This window comes from Cohnella sp. 56, from assembly GCF_037963805.1.
Lineage (GTDB): Bacteria > Bacillota > Bacilli > Paenibacillales > Paenibacillaceae > Cohnella.
The window spans coordinates 304,504-326,210 of record NZ_JAZDQE010000004.1 but is presented as its reverse complement, the minus strand read 5'-3'; the positions used below and the strand labels follow the sequence as shown (position 1 = coordinate 326,210).

Genomic DNA, 21,707 nt, shown 5'->3' with positions numbered 1-21,707 from the left:
GACTTGCGATTGTGTGAACGCTACATAATCCATGCTGCGGGCACGCAGAAGCCATCTTGGCCTTTATCGGCAAGATGGCTTCTGCGCGTTTTTATATTTTGACCGTTATTGGGTTGCTGACTATCAGAATTTCGTATAAAGCGATTTACATGCATCGACACGAATGTTAGTATTTTATCAGAATAGGTTTCACGACTGCATGGATTATAGCGACCTAATAAATATAGAGAGGTCGGATCGTTCTATTGCATTTTAGTTAAAGGGGCTCCAGACCAATGCAGTATGTACCATTTATCGTTGGCTCAGCGATCGAGTGTTTCGGCGTCTTTATCGTGATGTTTTCCTTGTTTCGTTTTCGCCTGAATACGCGTGCTTTTATTACAGTGTCCATTGTCGCATTCATGATGAGCCAGTTGTCCTACTTCACCCGTCTTAATCCGGAAACGTCGAATTTGTCGACTTATATTCAGTTTGCAATGTACGTCATTGTTCTATGGGTGCTGTTCCGGGTTCCGGTCTTTTATTCCATTCTTATGAATTTCGCAGGTTTTGCCGTACTCGTCGTCGTGCAGGGGATCACCATTCTAGTTCTTGGCGCGATTAACAATATATCGCTTGAAACGATTAAAAATAACGGTATGATCAATGCCGCTACCCAGCTGTTGACTTTTATATTGATGTTGAGCCTCGCGCGTTTGATCTTGCGATTCAACTGGGGATTCGATTTCGTGCCGACCTCGAGGCGGCATGAGATGGAGTTCAAAGGGACAAATGTCACGTTGATTGCCGTGATTATATCAGCAATCGTCGTACTGACCGTCGTGATTTACGTCTTTAGAAATGAATATAAAGATTTTGTTATTTATGCGAGCCTCGTATTTTTACTTACCTTGCCGGCTTTCTTATACTTTTCTCTGAGAAAGGACAATGAGGATGCTGCGTAGTTATTCTGAAAATCTCAACTTGAGAATGAATGCGGCGGGAGTTAAGGCCCCTTCAGCCGATGTCATCGAATATGCTTTGAAAATTATATTGAACACTGTCTCCATTATCGTTTTTACGATCATGATCGGCCTGATTACCGGTTCTCCCGGAAAAACGGCATTGGTGCTTGCCGGGTTCGCCATACTTCGAATCGCAACGGGGGGATATCATCTTCGTTCGGGGATCGCTTGTATTGCGGCATCCACGGTTGTGCTGTCAATTCTGCCTCATATCAACCTATCTGCGATGTGGACCTATATTTTAACTTCGTTGGCCTTTTTCATGGTCGCCGTGTTCGCACCTTCCAACTTCGACAAATATGCTTGGGTTTCTTCAAAGCATTATCCGCTGTTGAAAGTTATAGGGCTGATTATCGTGTCGATGAATTTTGTTATCGTTTCGGACACGCTCGCCTTAGCATTTTTAGTCCAGGTTATGCTGCTACCATTCAGTGAAGGAGGTGAGAAAAAATGAAAAAACGGTTCTATGGCGTTTTGGGAGCTCTTTTTATGGGCGTCGCTTCGATGTTTGCATTTACCGGATCGTACATTTTCCTGAACAAACCTACAATGCCGAAGGAGCTCCGCAAATGAGCAAAACGATACCGGTGTCCATTCGCCGCGGCAAAGAGGTTGAAGTGTTAGAAATTCCGCTCGAAGATGTGCTGTTCCAGTTCATCGAGAACGGAATCATCAAGTTTCAGACATCGTACGGCGTCTTCAGTCATCTTAGTTCGCTCGAAGAGTTCGATCGGTATTTATCCGGCGAAGGCTTCCGCAAGGTTGAGCGCGGCTACCTGGTTCAGACCGACAAAATTCAGCGCTACGACGGCGATCTAGGTCGCGTGTTTTTCGAGGGCGGGTACAGTGCTCCCGTTTCGAGGGCACATCACAAAGATTTAGTCTCTTTTTTAAGGGAAGGCTCTGAGGCGCCTTCCTATCGGCTGGATTTGAAGCCCTCCAAAGCTTAAGGTGCCGCGCGGCAAACGTTGTTTGCCGCCGGTTGCATTTAACTTTGCAATACACTTGCCAGTGAAACGTATAGCATGCTATAATCACATACGTTCGCGATTCTTACGGGACGTAGCACAGTCTGGTAGCGCGCACCCTTGGGGTGGGTGAGGTCGTGGGTTCGAATCCCGCCGTTCCGACCATTACATACGTGAACAAGACTGCTTCCCGGTATTTGTCCGGGGAGCCGTTTTTATTGAAGGACGCTTGTGCGTTAATATGCGATGCTTGATATTCGTGAAGGAGGCTTGCCGTTATGGACGTGCCCAATCAGGCGGATTATATCGTCGTCAAGGCCAAGGAGAGCGGCGTGAACGTCATCGGTTTGACCCGAGGGCAGGATACCAGGTTCCACCATACCGAGAAGCTGGACAAAGGCGAGGTGCTGATCGCGCAGTTCACGGATCATACGTCGGCGATCAAGATTCGCGGTAAGGCTACAGTATTGACCAAGTACGGCATTGTCGAGACGGACAACTAAAAGCATGTCTCGGGGAGCAGGCATAGCCTGCCCTTTTTATTTATACAATGGGAGAGAGCCGTTGTGGGTAAAAAGGGGGGATGTCGATGCGTCATTGGTGGAGCGGTATCGCGCTGCTCGCGCTCGGCGTATGCGTCATCGTCTTGCTCAGCCTGGTCCAGCCTGCCGCATCGCCGCAGGCCGGCTCGGCGGCAGACCGGCTATTCGTGCCGATTCCGAGCGACCGGCTCGTGGACGAAGGCCTCGTCGATCTGCTCGACCCGCTGCCGCTTGTGTTCGGATTGGACAGGGTGAGATGGGAGCCCGGCATTCTGAACGTGGATTTGTCGGCCAAGACAGGCGTCGAACGTCCCGAGGATCTGCTGGGCGACGCATACGAGCTGTGCAGGGCTTCCTTCGAGCGCGTGACCAATGTGCGGCAACTGCTCGTTCGGTTTTACGCTTATGACGGCGGACGCACGGCGATGCTGGCTTCGGCCGACCTGAGAGCGGCCGATTGGGCCGAGCTCGGCGGCGGTCTGCAGGGCGATGGGACGCACGATGCGACCGAATTGCTCAAGAACCGTATGGTTTGGACGGCTACAGGGCGCGAGTGGCTCGCGAATTTTGCATTTTGATGAACGTTTAAGCGTCTCATGCGGCGCTTGTACGGTTATGTTATAATTAAGGAATTAAATCGATGACGACAACCCGCGCTTGGCAATCCCGGAGGCTGAACATGACACGAAAAGCGATCGCGCATATTGCCCGAAAATATACCGATTACGATATGATCACAAAGCACACGGACTTGCCTGAATTTCCGGAGGGCCGCGTCCGCTTGCTTCAGTCCGTATTGAGGGACCAGCAGGAGCTCGGCGCGCAGGCCGAGTTGTACCCGCTCGTGACGTCGCTCGTCCAGATGGGTCTCGATACGCACGACATGGTGGAGAATGCTGTCGGCGACACGAAGGCCGGGACTCTTCAGATGAGAGCACGCCAGATGAAGGTGCTGGCGGGCGACTACTTCAGCAGCCGGTTTTATCATCTGCTGTCCCAGGCCGGCCAGATCGAGACGGTGAAGCGGCTGAGCGAAGCCGTATGCGAAGTGAACCGGATCAAGGTGTCCCTGTACGGCAAGATGAAGCAGATGCGGCTGGACGCCGAAGAATACGTGAACGACAGTTCCGCCATTCGGGGCGTTCTTTTTATGTCGTTCGGCCATCTGATGACCGGTCTGTACGCCAAGCTGTGGCCCGAGCTCGTCGACCAGTTCTCCCGCTGCGAGCTGTTCCTGCTGGAGCTGCTCAGGCTGGAGCGGCCCGACCGCCTCAGCGAGAGCTGGGGCGTGTGGCATGTGCTGCGCGAAGGCAGCGACGAGGACCGCAGGGCGCTCGAGGAGCGCCGGCACGACCAGGGACTGCTGGGTCAGCTGATGGACAAGTACGGCGTCGCGGACAAGCTCGCTTCGCTGCTCAGACAGTCGGCGTCGCGGCTGCAGTCGATGCTGCCCGATCTGCCGTCCGACAAGCTGGCCGCAGAGCTGCAAAGCCTAATCGAGCCGTTCCTGCGCGGACCGGCCAAGATGCCCGCTGCGGCGATCAAGGAGTTGGGGTAACGACAATGGATGCACAGTCCAAGCAGAAGCATGTTCATTCCGTCTTCGAGAGCATCGCGCCGAAGTACGATCTGATGAACGACATTATCAGTTTTCGCCGTCACAAGGCCTGGCGGAAGCTCACCATGCGCAAGATGAACGTGCAGCAGGGTCAATCCTCGCTGGATCTGTGCTGCGGCACCTGTGACTGGACGATTGCGCTCGCCGAGGCGAGCGGCACGGGCAGGACGGTCGGACTCGACTTCAGCGCGGCGATGCTGGCGGTCGGACGGGAGAAGGTCAAGCAGCAGGGGCTGGACAAGCAGATCGAGCTTGTTCAGGGCAATGCGATGGAGCTGCCCTTTCCGGACAACACCTTCGATTATGTGACGATCGGCTTCGGTCTGCGCAATGTGCCCGATTATGCCAGGGTGCTCTCCGAGATGCACCGCGTCGTCAAGCCGGGCGGGCAGGTCGTCTGCCTGGAGATGTCCAAGCCGGGCTGGCAGCCGTTCAAGGCGATATATTATTTTTACTTCAAGCAGTTAATGCCGTTGCTCGGCAAGCTCGTCGCGCGCAAGTATGAGCAGTATCGTTGGCTGCCGGAATCGCTGACCGACTTTCCCGATCTGCCGAGGCTTGCCGAGATGTTCCGCGAAGCGGGACTCCGGGACGTGCGCGCCAAGCCGCTCGCGGGCGGCGTCGCCGCACTGCATACAGGGAAGAAGGGAAATGAACCGGCATGATTCGGAAGTTGAAAATATTTTTGGAAATGATCAAATTCGAACATACGATCTTTGCCCTCCCGTTCGCCTACGTGGGCACCATTCTGGGAGCGGTGACGGTCAATCACACGCTGCCCACCTGGGCGCAATGCGGCTGGATTCTGCTGGCGATGATCGGCGCCCGTACCGCCGCGATGAGCCTTAACCGGATCATCGACAAGGCGATCGACGCGCGCAATCCGCGCACAGCCGGCCGGGCGATTCCGGCAGGATTGCTTCGTTCCTCCGAAGCGGTGCTTTTCGTCATCATCTCCTTCGCTCTCTTATTCTGGGCAGCCTCCCAACTGAACAAGCTCGCGCTCGAGCTGATGCCGATTGCCGTATTCATGACCGTTATTTATTCGTACACGAAGCGCTTCACATGGGCTTGTCATCTCGTGCTCGGCTTGACGCTCGGACTCGCCCCCCTGGGCGGCTGGGTCGCGGTCACGGGGACGATCACTTGGCCTGCCGTGATCCTGTTCCTCTCGGTTGCCCTCTGGTCCGCGGGATTTGATATTATCTACGCCTGCCAGGACGTCGAATTCGACCGCAAGGAAGGCCTGTGTTCGATTCCGGCGCGCTTCGGCATCGCGCGGGCGCTGCTGGCGGCCAGACTGATGCATGTCGTGACGCTCGGCGGCTTCATCCTGCTCCTCGCGCTGACCGACTTGAGCTGGTGGTACCTGGCGGGCACGATCGTGGCGGCCGTGCTGCTGTATTACGAGCATCAGCTCGTCAAGCCGGACGATCTGAGCAAGCTTAACGCCGCCTTCTTCACGATGAACGGCGTGCTCAGCTCGGTGCTGTTCGCGTTCACGTTCATCGACCTCGTGCTGGTGCGCTCATGGTGAGGGAGCGCGGGCAGCCCCGCCGCTGGGCCGTCGGCATCACGGGAGCGAGCGGCGCGGCCTACGGCGTGAAGCTGGTCCGCGAGCTGCTCGGCGCCGGCATCGACGTGCACCTGGTCATCTCGGATGCGGGCTGGCGCGTGCTCAAGGAGGAGCTGGGCTGGGACGCGTCCCGCCGGGCGGCCGCGGTAGCCGAGGCGTTCGCGCATATCGAAGGCGGCAGGCTGGTCTATTATCCGCCGGGAGATATCGGAGCCGCGATCGCCAGCGGTTCGTTCCGCTGTGAAGGCATGGTCGTCGTGCCGTGCTCGATGGGGACGCTGTCGGCCATCGCCCACGGGAGCTCGGACAATCTGCTGACACGGGCGGCGGACGTCGCGCTGAAGGAAGGGCGGCCGCTGCTGCTCGTTCCCCGGGAGACGCCGCTGAGCGCCGTGCATCTGGAGAATATGCTGAAGCTGGCGCGTCTGGGCGTCCGTATCATTCCGGCGATGCCCGCCTTCTATCAGGGGCCGCAGACGCTGGACGACATCGTGGCCTTCATGACCGGCAAGATTATGGACAGTATGGGATTGGATCATCATTTATACGACAGATGGGGCGAGCAGCATGAATCTTGAGCGAACGAGGCCGATCCGAATCGGCCGCATCGACTATACGAACGTATGGCCGGTATTCCATCGCTTCGAGCCGGACCGGCTCCGCAGCGCGCCCGAGACGGTGCAGGGCATGCCCGCCGATCTGAACCGGCGGCTGCGGGAGGGAGATATCGACATGGCGGCGATCTCGTCGTTCGCCTACGGCCTGAACAGCGAGGATTATCTGCTGCTGCCGAACCTGTCGGTCAGCGCGCGCGGCCCGGTCCAATCGATCCTGCTGTTCCTGAAGTCTCCGCTCGAGACGGTGCTGGACGGCGGACGGATCGCCATGACGACCACGTCCGCGACTTCGGTGAACTTGCTGAAGATACTGATGGAGAAGTTCCACGGCGGCCATCCGGTATACGAGACGGCAGAGCCGGTGCTCGATAATATGCTGGCCGATGCGGATGCCGCCCTGCTGATCGGCGACCATGCGATCCGGGCTTCCTGGCGCAACCACGGGTATCAGGTCATCGACCTGTCCGACAGCTGGTACCGGTTCACGGGCATGTGGATGACCTTCGCGGTATGGGCGGTCAGGAAGGAAGCGGCGGCCGCCCGCTCCGGCGAGGTGCAGGAGATTTACGAGGCGCTCATCGAATCGAAGGCACGCTCGCAGACGGACCTGACGCCCGTCATCTCGCATGCGATCAGCACGATCGGCGGCACCGAAGCCTACTGGCGCGGATACTTCGCCGGGCTGAACCACGATCTCGGGCCGGGACAGCTCGAAGGGTTGTCCCTGTTTTTCTCGTATGCGCGCGAGCTGGGATGCCTGGGGCCGGAAGCGAGGATCGAGCAATGGAGCGGACCGGCGCGACAGATCGCGTCCGACAGCTCCACCACTTTGAACCGAAGGTGACTATATGAAGTTGATGCAGATCTACGCTTCACTCAAATCCGATCTTCAGGCGATCGAGGATGCGCTCGAGCAGAGCGTCTCGAGCGATCTGCCGCTGCTGAACGAATCGGCGCTCCATCTGCTCAAGGCGGGCGGCAAGCGGCTGCGTCCGGTGTTCGTGCTGCTCTCCGGCAAGTTCGGCGAATATTCGCTCGAACAGCTCAAGCGGGTCGCCGTGCCGCTGGAGCTGATCCATATGGCTTCGCTCGTGCACGACGACGTCATCGACGACGCCGATACGAGACGCGGCCAGCCGACGGTCAAGGCCAAGTGGGACAACCGCATCGCGATGTTCACCGGCGATTACCTGCACGGCAAGTCGCTGGTCGTCGCGTCCGAGCTTGCGCATCCGCGTATCCACCAGATACTGTCCGGCTCGATCGTTCAGATGTGCATCGGCGAGATGGAGCAGATACGCGACTTCTTCAACACGGAGCAGAGCGTGCGCAACTACTTGCTGCGCATCCGGCGCAAGACCGCGCTGCTCATCGCCGTCAGCTGTCAGCTCGGCGCGATGGCGGCTGGCGCCTCGAAGCGGCATAGCGACATTTTGTACCGCTACGGATACAACGTCGGCATGCTGTTCCAGATTACGGACGACCTGCTCGACCTGTGCGGCACGGAAAAGGCGATCGGCAAGCCGCCCGGCAGCGACTTGAGACAAGGCAATATTACGCTGCCCGTCCTCTACGCGCTGCAGGAGCCGGGACTGCGCGAGCGCCTGCTCGCCGAGATCGGGCGGATTCAGCAAGCCGGCGGGGACGCGGATTCGAGCGCAGCCGTCCGGCTCGTGCGAGGCAGCGCAGGCATCGGGCAGGCCGAGGCGCTGGCGGACCGCTACAAGGTCAAGGCGCTCAAGCTGCTCGAGGAGCTGCCGGCCATCCCCGCCCGCAAAAATCTGGCCGAGATCGCCAGATTTGTGGCCAAGAGAAGCTATTAACCTGCTGCGCTTGTGGTAAAATGATGGAAAACGGCGGACGCGCCCTGCGGGACGTCTGCGGCTGGGGGGACTACGATTGGAACGTACATATCTGATGGTTAAGCCGGACGGCGTCGAACGTGGACTGATCGGCGAGATGGTAGGGCGCTTCGAGCGCAAGGGGCTGAAGCTGATCGCGGCCAAGCTGATGCGCGTCACGCCGGAGCTGGCGGAGCGGCACTATGCCGAACATAAAGGCAAGGACTTCTACGATCGCTTGATCTCGTTCATCACTGCCGGTCCCGTCTTCGCCATGGTATGGGAGGGCGATGAGGCCGTCTCGGCCGCCCGCCAGCTGATCGGCAAGACCAGCGGACTTGAAGCCGCGCCGGGCACGATCCGCGGCGATTTTGCGATTCACACGAACTACAATCTGATCCACGGATCGGATTCGCACGACAGTGCGCTTCGCGAGATCGGCATCTTTTTCTCCGAGGACGAACTGCTGACCTACGACAAGGTCATTCAAGTCTGGATCTGATCCCAAGAACACGCGGGCTTATCTCCGAGGAGCGTACGAAGCATGAGCAATCATACATACGGGAGCGCGCGCGAGGACGAGGACTTCGCCGCGTTCGTGGCGAACATCCGCAAGGCGACCTCCATCGACCTTTCCCAATACAAAGAAACGCAGATGAGAAGACGCCTTACGACGCTCAGAACGAAAAACGGATTTTCGGATTTCGCCTCCTACTTTGCGGCCATTATGGCCGAACCGCGGCTGCGCAATGAATTTCTGGACCGCATGACGATCAATGTGTCCGAATTCTGGCGCAACCCGAACCGCTGGCATACGCTGATGGACCGCTTCCTGCCGGATATGATCCGGCGCTCGCCCCGGCTTAAGATCTGGAGCGCGGCGTGCTCCACCGGCGAAGAGCCGTATACGCTGGCGATGATTCTCGACCGTCTCGGCGTGCTCGGCCAGACGACGCTGCTGGCGACGGATATCGACGACGGCGTGCTGGCCAAGGCCAAGACCGGCGTCTACCCGGAGCGTTCCATACGCGAGGTGCCCAAGGATATGGCGGCGCAGTACTTCAGCGGGGGCGGCGACGCCTACCAGGTGGACGACAAGCTGAAGCGCGCGGTGCGGTTCCAGAAGCAGAACCTGCTGTTCGATCCGTTCGCGGACGGCTTCGACCTGATCGTCTGCCGCAACGTCATGATCTACTTTACCGAGGAAGCCAAGCAGCAGCTCTACCAGAAGTTCGCGCAGGCGCTCAAGCCTGGCGGCATTTTGTTCGTCGGCAGCACCGAGCAGATTTTTTCTCCGGGACAGTACGGACTGGAGACTGCGGACACCTTTTTCTATCGCCGGATCGTATGATCCTGCCGCATCCGCGAGATACTAGCACCAATCTTGGACTGCGGAGGTTGTCATGGACAAGCGCAAAGCGATCGAAGCCTATCGAAGCGGGCTCATCACGGCGCGGGAATGCGCGCAAATACTGGGTCTGGAAAAGCCGGAGCTGCTCGGCTTGGTGCCGGAAGCCGAACTTGCCGCCCATTCGGCGCATGCAGCCGGCGCGGCGCATGCCAGGCTTGCGGCACAGGAGCTGCGCACCGGCGATACGGGGTTCGGAGCATGGTCCGATACCGCGCCCCTGGCGCGCCAATAACCGGCGAGCGGTCAGCCGTGTCCCGTCCCTGTGGGCGGGCTCTTTTCTTGTCAAAAGCTTTAACGCTGTACTATAATAAACGAAACATAATCGAGCTTGCCGCAATACTTGGGGAGGAACTCACTTGACGCTACGATACTTAACCGCGGGCGAGACGCACGGCCCGCAGCTTACAGCCATTATCGAAGGCTTGCCGAGCAATCTTGAACTTGACTTCGAAGCGCTTAACTTCCAGCTGCAGCGGAGGCAGAAGGGACACGGCCGCGGCCGCCGCATGCAGATCGAGCAGGATACGGCGCAGATCGTAGGCGGCGTGCGCCACGGCCGCACGACCGGCGCGCCGGTCGCGCTCGTCGTCGCCAACAACGACTGGAAGCATTGGACGTCCGTCATGAACATCGAGCCGATCGAGGGCGGCGACGAGGCCAAGCGCCGCGTGCACCGTCCGCGTCCCGGCCATGCCGACCTGAACGGCGGCATCAAGTACGAGCAGAAGGATCTGCGCAACATCCTCGAGCGCTCGAGCGCGCGCGAGACGGCCGCCAGAGTCGCCGTCGGCGCGGTCGCGAGGCAGTTCCTGGCAGGCTTCGGCATCCGGGTCGCCGGCCATGTCGTCTCGATCGGCGGCGTCAAGGCGCCGCCGCTGCCCGACAATCTCGGCATCGACGAGCTGATCGAGCGCACGGAGGCGTCCTCGGTGCGCGTCATCGACGCCGAGACCGAGCAGCGCATGATCGAGCTGATCGACAAGACCAAGGCGGACGGGGATTCGATCGGCGGCGTCGTCGAATGCATCGTGACCGGACTGCCGATCGGCCTCGGGAGCCATGTGCAGTGGGACCGCAAGCTCGACGGCCGGATCGCGCAGGCGGTCGTCTCGATCAATGCGTTCAAGGGCGTGGAGATCGGCATCGGCTTCGAGGCGGCCGAGCGCCCGGGCTCGCAGGTGCATGACGAGATTTTGTACAGCGAGGACAAGGGCTACCACCGCGCGAGCAACCGGCTCGGCGGCTTCGAGGGCGGCATGACCAACGGCGAGCCGATCGTCGTGCGCGGCGTCATGAAGCCGATCCCGACGCTGTACAAGCCGCTCAAGAGCGTGGACATCGATACGAAGGAGCCGTTCACGGCCCAGGTCGAGCGCTCCGATGCGTGCGCCGTCCCCGCGGCCAGCGTCGTCATGGAGAGCGTCGTCGTCTGGGAAGTGGCCAAGGCGTTCCTCGAGAAATTCGGCGGCGATTCGATGGAGGAGATCCGCGCGAACTACGATAACTATATGAAGCAGACGAGGGCATATTGATGTCGACCGCAGGAGATGTGCGCGAGCTCGTCGTCGACCTCGGCCAGCGCTCCTATCCGATCTATATCGGATCGGGCCTGCATGCGCGCGCCGGCGAGTACTTCACACAGTTGGGACTGCCCGTCCGTGCGCCGCTGCTGCTCGTGACCGACGCGTCCGTGCGCGGACTGTATGCGGACCGGGTCGCGTCGTCGCTCAGGGACGCCGGGTACGCTGTGACGGTGTCGGTCGTCCCTTCGGGCGAAGCGTCCAAGTCGCTGGCCGAGCTTGACCGTCTCGTTGCGGACGCGCTGACGGCTGGCCTCGACCGCAAGTCGACCGTGATCGCGCTGGGCGGCGGCGTCGTCGGCGACCTGGCGGGCTTCCTCGCCGCCGTCTACATGCGGGGCGTACGCTTCGTGCAGATGCCGACGACGATTCTCGCCCACGACAGCAGCGTCGGCGGCAAGACCGGGGTCAACCACCGGTTGGCCAAGAACATCATCGGTTCCTTCCACCAGCCCGAGGCAGTGCTGTACGATCTGGACGCCCTCGCGAGCCTGCCGCTCCGCGAGGTGAAGGCCGGCTTGTCCGAGGTGATCAAGCATGGCCTGATCTGGGACGCCGCCTTCGTCGACTGGTGCGAGCACCACGCGGACCGGCTGCTGGCGCTCGATCCGGATGCGCTCGGCCATGCGCTGTACGAGGGCTGCAAGGTCAAGTCGATCGTCGTCTCGCGGGACGAGCGGGAGAACGATCTGCGCGCCATCCTCAATCTCGGCCATACGATCGGGCATGCGCTCGAGGCGGCGGCCGGCTACGGCGAGCTGCTGCACGGCGAGGCGATCTCGATCGGCATGGTCGGCTCCGCCCGTCTGGCGGCGCGCTTCGGCTACGGCGAAGAGATCGCGGCGCGGACCGAGGGCATCTTCCGCAAGTTCGGGCTGCCGGTCCGCATCCCGGCAGGGATGGATACGGACCGTATTATGCAGGCGATGCAGCACGACAAGAAGTTCAGCGAGGGCAATATGGTGTTCGTCGTGCCGACGGCGATCGGCAGCGTCGAGATTCGCCATGACGTGAGCGCCCAGTGGGTGAGAGAGATCGTCGAAGGGCTGATAGAGGAGGCTTGAAGTCATTGAGCATGAGAGGCATTCGAGGCGCCATCACGGTGGACGCCAATGAAGCAGGACCGATATTGGAGGCGACGATCGAGCTGCTGGATGCGATCGTCGAGGAGAACGGCACGCGTCCCGAGGATATCTGCAGCGTGTTCATCACCGTCACGCCGGATTTGGATGCGACGTTCCCGGCCAGCGCGATCCGGAGAATGGCGGGCTGGGAGCTCGTGCCGCTGATGTGTTCGGTAGAGATACCCGTCAAGGGCGGACTCGAGCGGTGCATCCGTCTCATGGTGCATGTCAACACGGAGGCGACGCAGGCGGAGATTCGCCACGTCTATCTCGGCGAAGCGGTCAAGCTGCGTCCGGATTTGTCGTCTTCCCGTTGACGCGCTTCCTTCTGCGATGATATAGTAGATTCATTACTTGGCGCAGAACCGTCGGCCGGAGGGACGATGACTTACGCGCGGGTGAGACGAGCAGAGACGAGATGAGCGATAGCGGCCGAGCCGCGATCCGTACGGGTTGCGCAGTCGGCATAGGCAGGCGTTTACCGGCATGAATTGTCGGATGCGGCGCGTCTACATATCCTTATCCATGATGTCACCTCTGCCTTGGCAGAGGTGACTTTTGCGTTTAGAAGGCTCGTCATCAAGCGTATGCGGCGTCTGCCGCGCGCATCGGCAGGTTCGCACGGACTGCGGACCTGGAGAGGGGAGATACAGGAGATGGGACAGCAGCGCGGGCAACAGCTTCAGGAGGTTCTCCGCTTGGCGGAGGCGGGCTATAACGTCATTCCGGTCGTGAAGCGATTGATGGCCGATACGGAGACGCCGATTCGCGTATTCCAGCAGCTCGGTCAGGGAGGGCGCGCCTTTCTGCTCGAGAGCGTGGAGGGCGGCATCAAGTGGGCGAGATATTCGTTTATCGGGACGGACCCTTTTATGGTGCTGCGATTGAAAAAAAGACAAGTGACGATCGAGCAGGGGGGACGCGAGGAGACGTTCGAGACCGGCGAGCCGCTGAAGCTGCTGCGCGAGCGTCTCCGGGGCTACCGCAGTCCCGCGCTGCCTGACCTGCCGCCCTTCACGGGCGGGGCGATCGGATTTTTCGGTTACGACCTGCTCCAGTATTACGAGCGCAGGCTGCCGCCGCATCGCGAGGACGACCTCGACATGGACGACATGCATTTCATGTTTTGCGACCGCATCGTCGCGTTCGATCATTACAAGCAGCAGGTGCTCGTCATCGGAAACGTGCATATTCCCGAAGGCGCGGCCGACGCGGATATCGAGCGGGCATACGACAAAGCCTGCGCCAGCATGGACGAGACGATCGCGCGCATGCGGCAGCCGCTGCCGCCGTCGGCGCCGGCAGCGGGTACGCCGCAGGCCGATCCCGAGCTCGGGGACGTGCGCTCGAATCTGACCAAGGAGCAGTTCATCGCGAACGTGGGCCGCGCCAAGGAATACATCCGCGCGGGCGACATTTTCCAGGTCGTGCTCTCCCAGCGCTTTCACATCGAGACCGAGGTCGACCCGCTCCAGGTGTACCGGATGCTGCGGACGATGAACCCGTCGCCGTACATGTACATGCTGAAGCTGGGCGAAGAAGTGATCGTCGGCGCCTCGCCCGAGCTGCTCGTCAAGGTCGACGGCGACCGCGTCGAGACGCGGCCGATCGCAGGCACGCGTCCGAGAGGGCGGACGCCCGAGGAGGATGCGGCGCTGGCGGCGGAGCTGCTGGCGGATGAAAAGGAGCGCGCCGAGCATGTGATGCTCGTCGATCTCGGCCGCAACGATCTGGGGCGGGTATCGGAATTCGGCTCGGTGCGCTGCGACTCGTACATGGAGATCGAACGCTACTCGCATGTCATGCACATCGTATCCAACGTCACGGGCAAGCTCGCCAAGGACAAAACGTTTTTCGACGCCTTCCTGTCCTGTCTGCCGGCCGGCACCGTATCGGGCGCGCCGAAGCTGCGGGCGATGGAGATCATCTCGGAGCTTGAGCGCGAGGCGCGCGGCGCGTATGCGGGGGCGATCGGATACTTCGGCTTCACCGGCAATATGGATACATGCATCACGATCCGCACGATCGTATTCAAGGGCGGCAAAGCCTATGTGCAGGCGGGAGCGGGCATCGTATGGGATTCCGTGCCCGAGAGCGAATACGAGGAGACGGTCAACAAGGCCAAGGGCTGCCTGAAGGCGATCCGCGCGGCGGAGGCGATGTTCCCGCCGGCGGCGAAGCCGAAGCAGGGCAGGCTGATCGTCATGGCGGGCGACCGCAGCACGAATCTGGACTATGATTGAACGGCTCATCACATCACGCTCGGGAGGGTATGAACATGACGGTTGTTGACGCGAATATTACGATGCCGCAGGCGATGGCGAAGCTGATGGCCGGGCACGATCTGCTGAAGGAAGAGGCGCACGGCGTGATGAGTCTGATCATGCGCGGCGAGGCGACGCCCGCCCAGATCGGCGCGGCGATGGTCGCGCTCCGCCTCAAGGGCGAGAGCGTCGAGGAGATCACCGGGTTCGCGGAGGCGATGCGGGATTACGGCAACAAGCTGACGGCCCATAACGAAGACCTGCTCGATACATGCGGCACCGGCGGATCGGGCATTCACAAGTTCAACATCTCGACGTCGTCGGCGATCGTCGCGGCGGCGGCGGGCGCCAGGGTAGCCAAGCACGGCAACCGGGCGATGAGCGGCAAGGCGGGCAGCGCGGACGTGCTGGAGGCGCTCGGGGTGAACATCCAGCTCACCTCGGAGCAGGCGGCGGCCTGCCTGCGCGACACGGGCATTACGTTCATGTTCGCGCAGCTGTACCATCCGGCGCTCAAGCATGCGGCCGGACCGCGCCGCGAGCTCGGCGTGCGCACGATCTTCAATATGCTCGGACCGCTCGCCAATCCGGCCGGCGCAGACCGTCAGCTGATGGGCCTGTACGACAGAACCAAAACGGATGTCGTCGCGTCCGTCCTCGGGCGGCTCGGCCTCAAGCGCGCGATGGTCGTCGGCAGCCACGACGGGCTCGACGAGATCAGCCTGTCGGCGCCGACCCAAGTGTCGGAGCTGCGGGACGGCGTCGTCACGACGTACGATATCACACCCGAGTCGCTCGGCCTGCGGACGGTGCCGCTCGGCGAGCTGATCGGCGGCGACGCGGCGGAGAATGCCGCGATCGTGCGGCGCGTGCTGGACGGGGAGCGCGGCGCGTACCGCGACGTCGTGCTGGCCAATGCGGGCGCCTGCATCTATGTGTCGGGCCGGGCGGATTCGCTGGCCGACGGCGTGCAGCGCGCGGCGGACACCATCGATTCAGGCGCGGCGGCCGCCAAGCTGACGCAATGGATCGCGCGAACGGAGGAGCTTAGCCATGTTTCTTGATCGTATAGTAGCGACGAAGCGCGATGAGGTCGCTGCGCTCAAGTCTGCGATGAATATCAATGCGGCGGAGCGGGAGATCGCGGGCCTGCCCGCATGCGTCGGCTTCGAGTCGGCGCTGCAGGCCGGTCGCCGCCGCCGTCCGGTCGGGCTGATCGCGGAGGTGAAGAAGGCGAGTCCGTCCAAAGGACTGATCCGGCCGGACTTCCATCCGGTGCAGCTTGCCAAGGCTTACGAGGCTGCGGGTGCGGATTGCATTTCCGTGCTGACGGACGTACAGTATTTTCAAGGCAGCAACGATTATTTGCGCCATGTCCGCGAGGGCGTGTCGATCCCGCTGCTGCGCAAGGACTTCACGATCGACGAGCGCCAGATTTACGAAGCGCGTCTGATCGGCGCGGACGCGATTCTGCTGATCGCGGCCATTCTGGACAAGCGCCAGCTCGACGCCTATCACCGGCTCGCGCGCGACATCGGGCTCGACGTGCTCGTCGAGGTGCACAACCGGCCCGAGCTGGAGACGGTGCTCGAGGTCGGCCTCGCGACGCTCATCGGGGTCAACAACCGCAACCTGCATACGTTCGAGACGGATCTTGCGGTGACGGAGCAGCTGATCGCGCTCATGCCCGCCGGCGTCACGGCCGTCAGCGAGAGCGCGATCGCTTCGCCAGCGGACATCGCCTTCGTCGGGCAGGCGGGCGCGCAGGCGGTGCTCGTCGGCGAGTACTTCATGCGGCAGCCGGACGTCGGTGCGGCGATCGAGGGGCTGCTCGGTCCCGTCGCGGCAGCCGGTGCCGCAGAATGAGCGCGTCAGGCGGCGCGCAGGCAAGCGACCGTGCGGCGGCGCGGCCTGCGGTCAAGATCTGCGGCATCATGCAGGAGGAGACGCTGCGCGGCATGGACGGCCTGCCGGTCGACTATATCGGCTTCATCTTCGCGCCGAAGAGCCGGCGCTATGTGACGCCGGAGCGGGCGGGCGCGCTGATCGAGGTGTCGCGCGACTCCCGGATGGCGGACGGCGGAGCGCCGCTTGCCGTAGGCGTCTTCGTGGATCCGACGCTTGAGGAGCTTGCTGCCGTGTTGGCGGCCGCGCCGCTCGACGTCGTGCAGCTGCACGGCAAGCGGGAGACGCCCGAGTTTTGCCGCGAGGTCGGGCAAAGGTTCAAGGTCGAGGTGTGGCGCGCGCTGGCGGCCGACGGAGCGGAGGAGGCAGAGGGCGGGGAGTCGTCCTTTGCCTCCGATGCTGATGCGGGCTCTGCCGTTCAGGTCGACGCCCCGGCCGGTCCCGTGAGACTCGCGGCCTATGCGGATGCCGTATCCGCCGTGCTGATCGATACGGCCGGCGGCGGCACCGGACGGGCTTTTCCATGGGAGGTCATCCCGGCCTACGAGCGTGCGGCCCGTGCGGCCGGCCTGCGACTGTTCGTGGCAGGCGGGCTCGATCCGGACAATGTAAGTGAACTGCTGTCGGCCTACGCGCCGGACGGCGTAGATATATCGAGCGGCGTAGAGACGGATGGCGTCAAGGACGCATCCAAGATCGCCGCATTCGCGGAAAGGGTGAAAAAGCAATCATGACTACGACTCAAGTGCCGGATTCGCATGGCCGATTCGGCGGCTTCGGCGGGCGCTACGTGCCCGAGACGCTGATGAACGCGCTGTACGAGCTGGAAGAAGCCTACAACCGATACAAGGACGATCCCGACTTTCTGGCCGAGGTTCGCTATTTGCTGAAGCAATATTCGGGCCGGCCGACGCCGCTGTATTATGCGGAGCGGCTCACGGAGCATCTCGGCGGCGCCAAGATTTATCTGAAGCGCGAGGATCTGAACCATACCGGCGCGCACAAGATCAACAACACGATCGGCCAGGCGGTGTTGGCGAAGCGGATGGGCAAAAAGAAAATTATCGCCGAGACGGGCGCCGGCCAGCACGGCGTCGCCTCCGCGACGGTCGCCGCGCTGCTCGGCCTAGAGTGCAAGGTGTTCATGGGCGAGGAGGATACGAAGCGTCAGGCGCTGAACGTATTCCGCATGAAACTGCTCGGCGCCGAGGTCGTGCCGGTCACCTCCGGTACGCGCACGCTCAAGGACGCCTGCAACGAGACGCTCCGCTACTGGGTCAGCCATGTCGACGATACGTATTACATTCTCGGCTCGGTCACCGGCCCGCATCCTTATCCGATGATGGTGCGGGACTTCCAGCGGGTCATCGGGCTCGAGACGAAGGATCAGATTCTCGAAGCCGAAGGCCGGCTGCCGGACGTCATCGTGGCGGCGGTCGGCGGCGGCAGCAATGCGATGGGCATCTTCCATCCGTTCGTCGGCGACGCCTCGGTTCGTCTGATCGGGGTCGAGGCGGCGGGACGCGGCGTCGACACCGACAAGCATGCGGCTACGATGACCAAGGGTACGCCGGGCGTTTTCCAAGGATCGATGAGCTACGTACTCCAGGACGAGGGCGGCCAGGTGCAGGAGGCGCATTCGATCTCCGCAGGTCTCGACTATCCGGGCATCGGACCCGAGCACGCCTACCTGAAGGACATCAAGCGGGCCGAATACGTGCCGATCACCGACGCCGAGGCGCTCGATGCGCTGCAGCTGCTGTCGCGCCAGGAAGGCATCATTCCGGCGCTTGAATCCGCGCATGCCGTCGCGCATACGCTCAAGCTGGCGCCGACGCTGCCGAAGGAGCAGACGATCGTCATCAGCCTGTCCGGCCGCGGCGACAAGGACGTCGAGTCGATCATCGGATATTTGGGAGGGAACCTGCCATGAGCACGACGACTGCCAACGCGATCGACACCGTATTCGCGGAGCTCGCGGCGCGAGGAGAGACGGCGCTGATCCCCTTTCTGACGATGGGCGATCCCGATCTCGACACCTCCGTCAAGCTCATTGCCGCCGCCGAGGCGGCGGGCGCCCACATGATCGAGCTGGGCGTGCCCTATTCGGACCCGCTTGCGGACGGTCCCGTCATTCAGCGCGCCTCCGAGCGGGCGCTTCGCAACAAGATCTCGCTGACGGACTGCATTGGCGTGGCCGCGAAGGCGCGCGAGGCCGGCGTCCGGATGCCGTTCATCCTGTTCTCGTACTTCAATCCGGCGCTGCAGCTCGGTTTGGACCGATTTTTCGGTCTGCTGCAAGCGCATGATATTAGCGGCGTCATCATCCCCGATCTGCCGCTCGAAGAGGACGAAGAGGTGCGCCAGATCGCAGAGCGTACGGGCGTACATCTCATCCCGCTCGTCGCGCCGACATCCGAAGCGCGTGTCGAGCGGATCGCCTCCCGCGCCAAGGGCTTCGTCTACTGCGTATCGTCGCTCGGCGTGACCGGCGTGCGCTCCGACTTCCACGCGGGCATCGACGCGTTCCTCGCGACGGTGCGCCGCGCTTCGAGCGTGCCGATCTGCGTCGGCTTCGGCATCTCCTCGCGGGAGCATGCCGAGCGCTTCGCCGGCGTCGCGGACGGCGTCATCGTCGGCAGCGCCATCGTGCGCCAGGTCGAATCGTCGCTGCCGCCCGAGGCGCTCTCGGACGCCGACCGCGTCGAGGCCGGACTCGCAGAGGTGCGCGACTTCATCGCAGGCCTGAAGCCCCGCGCGACCGGCGGCAACTGAAGCGGCTGCCGCCGCCGGCGCGCTGGCGGCTTTCCGGACCGGCGCCGCTCCCGGGCGAGAGCCGGCGGGCAGGAGACAAGGCGTGCGCGTATGAACGCTTTGCATCTGTACAGCGACATAGAGTTATGTCACAATAGAGGCATGTTGTTCTTTGGACGGAGCGGACAATCGCTCCGTCCTTTATGATGAAGCCAGGGAGGAAGTTATCCTATGCAGCCTAAACCGAATATCGTCAATCTGCCCGTCTATCAGCCGGGCAAGCCTATCGAAGAAGTCAAGCGCGAGCTCGGCCTGTCCGAGGTCATCAAGCTGGCGTCCAACGAGAATCCGTTCGGCAGCTCGCCCAAGGCGGCCGACGCGATCCGGCGCGAGCTGGAGCAGATCAGCATTTATCCCGACGGCGCTGCCGTCGAGCTGACCCGCGCGATCGCGGCCCGCACCGGCGTCAATGCCGATCAGATCATCTTCGGCGCAGGCTCCGACGAGATCATCTTGATGATCGCGCGCGCATACTTGGAGCCGGGCGACGAGACGGTGATGGCCGTTGAGACTTTTCCCCAGTACAAGCACAATGTCACGATCGAGAACGGCGTCAGCGTCGAGGTGCCGCTCGCGGACGGCAAGCACGATCTGCCGGCCATGCTGGCCAAGGTGAACGACAAGACCAAGATCGTCTGGATCTGCAATCCGAACAATCCGACGGGCACGATCGTCAGCGACGACGAACTGACGGCATTCCTCAATCAGGTGCCGGACCGCGTGCTTGTCGTGCTGGACGAGGCATATTGCGAATATGTGGAGGACCCGGCCTATTCGGACGGACTGGCGCTGCTCAAGCGCTATCCGAATCTGATTCTGCTGCGCACGTTCTCCAAGATTTACGGGCTGGCCTCGCTGCGCATCGGCTACGGCATCGGCGCGCCCGGCCTGATCCGCTCGATCAACCAGGTCCGCGAGCCGTTCAACACCTCGAGATTCGGCCAGGCGGCCGCGCTCGCTTCGCTGAACGACGACGAGTTCCTGGACCGCTGCCGCACGGCCAACCGCGAAGGCCTGGCCTATCTGCGCGCCGCGTTCGACCGTCTCGGGCTCGACTACTTCCCGGCGCACGGCAACTTCATCATGGTCGACGTCCGTCATCCTTCGCAGGAAGTGTTCGAAGCGTTGCTTCGCCGGGGCGTCATCATCCGGGCCGGGCAGCGCGGATATCCGACCCGCATCCGCATCACGGTCGGCAGCGCGGAGCAGAACGCCAAGGTCGTCGCCGCGCTCGAAGCTGTTCTGCAGGAAATCGGGGTGCGGGCGTAAGGTATGATAGACGGCAAAGACGGTCATGATCTCGCATCGACGGATAAAATCACAAGCCGCGAACCGATGCGCATCGCCATATTCGGCGTCGGGCTGATCGGCGGGTCGCTCGCGCTCTGCTGGAAGGGCAAGCCGGGACTGACGGTCGTCGGACATTCGGTGAACGCGGCTTCCGTAGAGAAATACAAGTCGCTCGGGGTCGTGGACGAAGCGACCGTGTCGATGGAAGAGGCTGCGGCGGGAGCGGACGTCATCTTTTTATGCGTGCCGGTCGGCAAGCTCGACGAATATTTGCTCCGCCTGTCCGAGCTGCCGCTGAAGCCGGGCTGCATCATCACGGACGTCGGCAGCACGAAGTCTTCCGTCGTCAGCTATGCGGAGCGGCTCGCGCTGCACGGCGCCGTATTCATCGGAGGTCATCCGATGGCCGGCTCCGAGCGCTCCGGCGTCGAGGCGGCGACGCCCGACCTGTACGAGAATGCGTATTACGTGCTGACGCCTTCGCCTGGGACGCCGCCGGAGGCGCTCGCGCGTCTCGAGGAGCTGCTGAGATGGACGCGCGCCAACATCGTCAAGGTCGACGCGGATCTGCACGACGACATCGTCGGCGCGATCAGCCACTTGCCGCATATTATCGCCGTCGCGCTCGTCAATCAGATCGCCGGCTACAACGAGTCGAACGACCTTTACCGGAGTCTGGCCGCAGGCGGCTTCCGCGACATCACGCGGATCGCTTCGAGCGATCCTTACATCTGGCGGGACATTCTGCTCGGCAACCGCGACGTGCTGCTCAAGCTGCTCGCCGACTGGCGCGGGCAGATTGCTTCGTTCGAATCGCTGCTCGAGCGCCTTGACGGCGACGGCATCATCGAGCGCTTCGCGGACGCCGGGCGGTTCAGAGACCGGCTGCCCGAGCGCCGCAAGGGGATGATCATATCGCTTCACGAGTGCTACGTGGACGTTCCCGACCAGCCGGGCATCGTAGGCCGGATCGCGACCGAGCTCGGCCAGGCGCGCATCAATCTGAGCAATCTGCACATTATCGAGAGCAGGGAGGACGTCCCGGGCGTACTGCGCCTGTCCTTCCGCCATGCCGACGACCTCGGCCGCGCGGTAGAGCTGCTGCGTTCGCTGGCGTATTCCGTATATTTCTGATCATACAATCCGCAGGGAG

At 61.8% G+C, this 21,707-nt stretch carries 26 protein-coding genes and 1 tRNA gene; all 27 read left to right on the top strand.

Annotated elements, in window-relative coordinates; translation table 11 throughout:
• Positions 1-275 precede the first annotated feature (275 nt).
• The 27 genes from VQ071_RS09785 to VQ071_RS09655 all read left to right on the top strand — a co-directional run bounded on the left by VQ071_RS09785 (position 276) and on the right by VQ071_RS09655 (position 21,688).
• Positions 276-944, top strand: coding sequence for a hypothetical protein (locus VQ071_RS09785; RefSeq protein WP_340513791.1), 669 nt, complete (start codon positions 276-278; stop codon positions 942-944).
• Positions 934-1,458, top strand: a complete 525-nt coding sequence (locus tag VQ071_RS09780) for an accessory gene regulator B family protein (RefSeq protein ID WP_340513790.1) — start codon at positions 934-936, stop codon at positions 1,456-1,458. Before VQ071_RS09785 ends, VQ071_RS09780 begins: the two co-directional genes overlap by 11 nt.
• Positions 1,455-1,577, top strand: a complete 123-nt coding sequence (locus VQ071_RS09775) for a cyclic lactone autoinducer peptide (RefSeq protein ID WP_340513789.1) — start codon at positions 1,455-1,457, stop codon at positions 1,575-1,577. The genes VQ071_RS09780 and VQ071_RS09775 overlap by 4 nt, the downstream gene beginning before the upstream one ends.
• Complete coding sequence (locus tag VQ071_RS09770) at positions 1,574-1,954, top strand: LytTR family DNA-binding domain-containing protein (RefSeq protein ID WP_340513787.1); 381 nt, start codon at positions 1,574-1,576, stop codon at positions 1,952-1,954. The genes VQ071_RS09775 and VQ071_RS09770 overlap by 4 nt, the downstream gene beginning before the upstream one ends.
• 106 nt (positions 1,955-2,060) lie before the next feature.
• Positions 2,061-2,137, top strand: a tRNA-Pro gene (locus tag VQ071_RS09765).
• A gap of 113 nt (positions 2,138-2,250) precedes the next feature.
• Positions 2,251-2,475, top strand: a complete 225-nt coding sequence (gene mtrB / locus VQ071_RS09760) for a trp RNA-binding attenuation protein MtrB (protein WP_271752330.1) — start codon at positions 2,251-2,253, stop codon at positions 2,473-2,475.
• 86 nt (positions 2,476-2,561) lie between these two features.
• Complete coding sequence (locus VQ071_RS09755; protein WP_340513786.1) at positions 2,562-3,092, top strand: hypothetical protein; 531 nt, start codon at positions 2,562-2,564, stop codon at positions 3,090-3,092.
• A gap of 101 nt (positions 3,093-3,193) precedes the next feature.
• Positions 3,194-4,072 (top strand): heptaprenyl diphosphate synthase component 1, encoded by an 879-nt coding sequence (locus VQ071_RS09750; RefSeq protein ID WP_340513784.1) that lies wholly within the window; start codon positions 3,194-3,196, stop codon positions 4,070-4,072.
• A 5-nt stretch (positions 4,073-4,077) separates the two neighbouring features.
• Positions 4,078-4,797 (top strand): demethylmenaquinone methyltransferase, encoded by a 720-nt coding sequence (locus VQ071_RS09745; protein WP_340513783.1) that lies wholly within the window; start codon positions 4,078-4,080, stop codon positions 4,795-4,797.
• Positions 4,794-5,669, top strand: a complete 876-nt coding sequence (locus VQ071_RS09740) for a UbiA-like polyprenyltransferase (RefSeq protein ID WP_340513782.1) — start codon at positions 4,794-4,796, stop codon at positions 5,667-5,669. Before VQ071_RS09745 ends, VQ071_RS09740 begins: the two co-directional genes overlap by 4 nt.
• Positions 5,663-6,286 carry a UbiX family flavin prenyltransferase gene (locus VQ071_RS09735; RefSeq protein ID WP_340513780.1) on the top strand — a complete coding sequence of 208 codons (624 nt, stop codon included), beginning with the start codon at positions 5,663-5,665 and terminating at the stop codon, positions 6,284-6,286. The genes VQ071_RS09740 and VQ071_RS09735 overlap by 7 nt, the downstream gene beginning before the upstream one ends.
• The gene (locus VQ071_RS09730; RefSeq protein ID WP_340513779.1) at positions 6,276-7,169 is read left to right on the top strand and encodes a menaquinone biosynthesis protein; all 894 of its coding nucleotides are present in this window, start codon (positions 6,276-6,278) and stop codon (positions 7,167-7,169) included. The genes VQ071_RS09735 and VQ071_RS09730 overlap by 11 nt, the downstream gene beginning before the upstream one ends.
• Positions 7,170-7,173: 4 nt before the next feature.
• Positions 7,174-8,148: a polyprenyl synthetase family protein gene (locus tag VQ071_RS09725; RefSeq protein ID WP_340513778.1), complete on the top strand. Its 975-nt coding sequence runs from the start codon at positions 7,174-7,176 to the stop codon at positions 8,146-8,148.
• 76 nt (positions 8,149-8,224) lie between these two features.
• On the top strand, positions 8,225-8,668 hold the full coding sequence (gene ndk / locus VQ071_RS09720) for a nucleoside-diphosphate kinase (protein ID WP_340513776.1): 444 nt from the start codon (positions 8,225-8,227) through the stop codon (positions 8,666-8,668).
• Positions 8,669-8,710: 42 nt separating this feature from the next.
• Positions 8,711-9,517 (top strand): CheR family methyltransferase, encoded by an 807-nt coding sequence (locus VQ071_RS09715; RefSeq protein WP_340513775.1) that lies wholly within the window; start codon positions 8,711-8,713, stop codon positions 9,515-9,517.
• A gap of 52 nt (positions 9,518-9,569) precedes the next feature.
• Positions 9,570-9,809 carry a hypothetical protein gene (locus VQ071_RS09710; RefSeq protein ID WP_340513774.1) on the top strand — a complete coding sequence of 80 codons (240 nt, stop codon included), beginning with the start codon at positions 9,570-9,572 and terminating at the stop codon, positions 9,807-9,809.
• Between the two features lie 124 nt (positions 9,810-9,933).
• Complete coding sequence (gene aroC / locus VQ071_RS09705; protein ID WP_340513773.1) at positions 9,934-11,109, top strand: chorismate synthase; 1,176 nt, start codon at positions 9,934-9,936, stop codon at positions 11,107-11,109.
• Entirely contained in the window at positions 11,109-12,221 is a 1,113-nt protein-coding gene (aroB, locus tag VQ071_RS09700; RefSeq protein ID WP_340513772.1) for a 3-dehydroquinate synthase, read from the top strand. Before aroC ends, aroB begins: the two co-directional genes overlap by 1 nt.
• A gap of 5 nt (positions 12,222-12,226) precedes the next feature.
• Entirely contained in the window at positions 12,227-12,598 is a 372-nt protein-coding gene (gene aroH / locus VQ071_RS09695; RefSeq protein ID WP_340513771.1) for a chorismate mutase, read from the top strand.
• A gap of 339 nt (positions 12,599-12,937) precedes the next feature.
• A complete protein-coding gene (trpE, locus tag VQ071_RS09690) occupies positions 12,938-14,524 on the top strand; it encodes an anthranilate synthase component I (RefSeq protein ID WP_340513769.1) in 1,587 nt (528 codons plus the stop codon).
• A gap of 35 nt (positions 14,525-14,559) precedes the next feature.
• On the top strand, positions 14,560-15,609 hold the full coding sequence (gene trpD, locus VQ071_RS09685; RefSeq protein ID WP_340513768.1) for an anthranilate phosphoribosyltransferase: 1,050 nt from the start codon (positions 14,560-14,562) through the stop codon (positions 15,607-15,609).
• The gene (trpC, locus tag VQ071_RS09680) at positions 15,599-16,411 is read left to right on the top strand and encodes an indole-3-glycerol phosphate synthase TrpC (RefSeq protein ID WP_340513767.1); all 813 of its coding nucleotides are present in this window, start codon (positions 15,599-15,601) and stop codon (positions 16,409-16,411) included. Before trpD ends, trpC begins: the two co-directional genes overlap by 11 nt.
• Positions 16,408-17,184 (top strand): phosphoribosylanthranilate isomerase, encoded by a 777-nt coding sequence (locus VQ071_RS09675; RefSeq protein WP_340513766.1) that lies wholly within the window; start codon positions 16,408-16,410, stop codon positions 17,182-17,184. The genes trpC and VQ071_RS09675 overlap by 4 nt, the downstream gene beginning before the upstream one ends.
• Positions 17,181-18,383, top strand: coding sequence for a tryptophan synthase subunit beta (trpB, locus tag VQ071_RS09670; RefSeq protein ID WP_340513765.1), 1,203 nt, complete (start codon positions 17,181-17,183; stop codon positions 18,381-18,383). Before VQ071_RS09675 ends, trpB begins: the two co-directional genes overlap by 4 nt.
• Complete coding sequence (gene trpA, locus VQ071_RS09665; protein ID WP_340513764.1) at positions 18,380-19,225, top strand: tryptophan synthase subunit alpha; 846 nt, start codon at positions 18,380-18,382, stop codon at positions 19,223-19,225. The genes trpB and trpA overlap by 4 nt, the downstream gene beginning before the upstream one ends.
• A 210-nt stretch (positions 19,226-19,435) precedes the next feature.
• On the top strand, positions 19,436-20,533 hold the full coding sequence (gene hisC / locus VQ071_RS09660) for a histidinol-phosphate transaminase (protein WP_340513763.1): 1,098 nt from the start codon (positions 19,436-19,438) through the stop codon (positions 20,531-20,533).
• A gap of 66 nt (positions 20,534-20,599) precedes the next feature.
• Entirely contained in the window at positions 20,600-21,688 is a 1,089-nt protein-coding gene (locus VQ071_RS09655; RefSeq protein WP_340513975.1) for a prephenate dehydrogenase, read from the top strand.
• Positions 21,689-21,707: the final 19 nt, after the last annotated feature.

Coding starts and splice junctions, on each gene's coding strand:
- hisC (WP_340513763.1), top strand. CDS start 19,436: ATGCAGCCTAAACCGAATATCGTCAATCTGCCCGTCTATCAGCCGGGC.
- mtrB (WP_271752330.1), top strand. CDS start 2,251: ATGGACGTGCCCAATCAGGCGGATTATATCGTCGTCAAGGCCAAGGAG.
- trpA (WP_340513764.1), top strand. CDS start 18,380: ATGAGCACGACGACTGCCAACGCGATCGACACCGTATTCGCGGAGCTC.
- VQ071_RS09710 (WP_340513774.1), top strand. CDS start 9,570: ATGGACAAGCGCAAAGCGATCGAAGCCTATCGAAGCGGGCTCATCACG.
- VQ071_RS09655 (WP_340513975.1), top strand. CDS start 20,600: ATGCGCATCGCCATATTCGGCGTCGGGCTGATCGGCGGGTCGCTCGCG.
- VQ071_RS09745 (WP_340513783.1), top strand. CDS start 4,078: ATGGATGCACAGTCCAAGCAGAAGCATGTTCATTCCGTCTTCGAGAGC.
- VQ071_RS09755 (WP_340513786.1), top strand. CDS start 2,562: ATGCGTCATTGGTGGAGCGGTATCGCGCTGCTCGCGCTCGGCGTATGC.
- VQ071_RS09735 (WP_340513780.1), top strand. CDS start 5,663: ATGGTGAGGGAGCGCGGGCAGCCCCGCCGCTGGGCCGTCGGCATCACG.
- trpE (WP_340513769.1), top strand. CDS start 12,938: ATGGGACAGCAGCGCGGGCAACAGCTTCAGGAGGTTCTCCGCTTGGCG.
- VQ071_RS09675 (WP_340513766.1), top strand. CDS start 16,408: ATGAGCGCGTCAGGCGGCGCGCAGGCAAGCGACCGTGCGGCGGCGCGG.
- VQ071_RS09770 (WP_340513787.1), top strand. CDS start 1,574: ATGAGCAAAACGATACCGGTGTCCATTCGCCGCGGCAAAGAGGTTGAA.
- VQ071_RS09725 (WP_340513778.1), top strand. CDS start 7,174: ATGAAGTTGATGCAGATCTACGCTTCACTCAAATCCGATCTTCAGGCG.
- VQ071_RS09730 (WP_340513779.1), top strand. CDS start 6,276: ATGAATCTTGAGCGAACGAGGCCGATCCGAATCGGCCGCATCGACTAT.
- VQ071_RS09775 (WP_340513789.1), top strand. CDS start 1,455: ATGAAAAAACGGTTCTATGGCGTTTTGGGAGCTCTTTTTATGGGCGTC.
- trpC (WP_340513767.1), top strand. CDS start 15,599: ATGTTTCTTGATCGTATAGTAGCGACGAAGCGCGATGAGGTCGCTGCG.
- VQ071_RS09715 (WP_340513775.1), top strand. CDS start 8,711: ATGAGCAATCATACATACGGGAGCGCGCGCGAGGACGAGGACTTCGCC.
- trpD (WP_340513768.1), top strand. CDS start 14,560: ATGACGGTTGTTGACGCGAATATTACGATGCCGCAGGCGATGGCGAAG.
- trpB (WP_340513765.1), top strand. CDS start 17,181: ATGACTACGACTCAAGTGCCGGATTCGCATGGCCGATTCGGCGGCTTC.
- VQ071_RS09780 (WP_340513790.1), top strand. CDS start 934: ATGCTGCGTAGTTATTCTGAAAATCTCAACTTGAGAATGAATGCGGCG.
- VQ071_RS09785 (WP_340513791.1), top strand. CDS start 276: ATGCAGTATGTACCATTTATCGTTGGCTCAGCGATCGAGTGTTTCGGC.
- aroB (WP_340513772.1), top strand. CDS start 11,109: ATGTCGACCGCAGGAGATGTGCGCGAGCTCGTCGTCGACCTCGGCCAG.
- VQ071_RS09740 (WP_340513782.1), top strand. CDS start 4,794: ATGATTCGGAAGTTGAAAATATTTTTGGAAATGATCAAATTCGAACAT.
- VQ071_RS09750 (WP_340513784.1), top strand. CDS start 3,194: ATGACACGAAAAGCGATCGCGCATATTGCCCGAAAATATACCGATTAC.